The sequence below is a fragment of the Pseudoalteromonas sp. bablab_jr011 genome, assembly GCF_016464045.1.
Classification (GTDB): Bacteria; Pseudomonadota; Gammaproteobacteria; order Enterobacterales; family Alteromonadaceae; genus Pseudoalteromonas; species Pseudoalteromonas lipolytica.
Genome location: NZ_JACDWU010000110.1, coordinates 1 through 749, shown reverse-complemented (window position 1 = coordinate 749; position 749 = coordinate 1). Strand labels below are relative to the sequence as shown.

Annotated in this window: 1 protein-coding gene; it reads right to left on the bottom strand. The window is 40.1% G+C overall.

The features are described from left to right. A partial coding sequence (locus JIG41_RS04560; RefSeq protein ID WP_199524314.1) for a hypothetical protein occupies positions 1–402 on the bottom strand: 402 nt, incomplete at its 3' end. Between the last annotated feature and the right edge of the window lie 347 nt (positions 403–749).

The window sequence follows — 749 nt, the reverse complement described above, 5'->3', positions numbered from 1 at the left end:
TTCAAAACTTACATTGTCTGAAATAACTGAAATTTCATTTTTCGAGTTTGTTTCATCAATATAGTGAACATCAAAGCTAATTGCTGTTTCTTCTGTGGTTACCATATCGTCAAGCGCTACAACCGTGATGTTGCTTGGTACTGTAATTTCATTAAGCTTAGTGATTGCTTCGATGCCATCAACATTTGCAATGGTGTTAAGTGCCAATGTTTGACCTGCAGCAGAAGGGAGTACTTCAGCCCATGCCGTTACTTCGAACTGAGACATTTCAGGGCCAACGTAATCCATACAGACGATGTAGTCATCTTTTACTACTTCGTCGATGTTATCGTACGCAATATCAACCCCTAAATAATCACCTAATGGACCAAATGTTGATACTTGGCCTTTAAAGCCTTGCACACCGATACTACCGTGAGTACCTGTACTGCCAAAGTCGATGTTATCGTACGCATAGTAGATTTCATGCTCATTCTTACCAAAACGTGTTTCAGCATTGAAAATTAATTGGAAATCGAATGAGTTATCACGACGGTCATAAGAGTACTGACCTCTAAAGCCAAACTCGTTACCGTAGTCAGATGCATTATCCCACTCAATAATAGCCCGGCTTTGTTTCCTAAATCAGTTGAACTAAAACCATAGCTGGTGATCTGATCGACATAGCCCATCAACTCGCCCATCAATCGTGTCAAAACCTCGATATAAAACAATCAACTGGAAGCAATACAATCAAGCCCTGATCAATC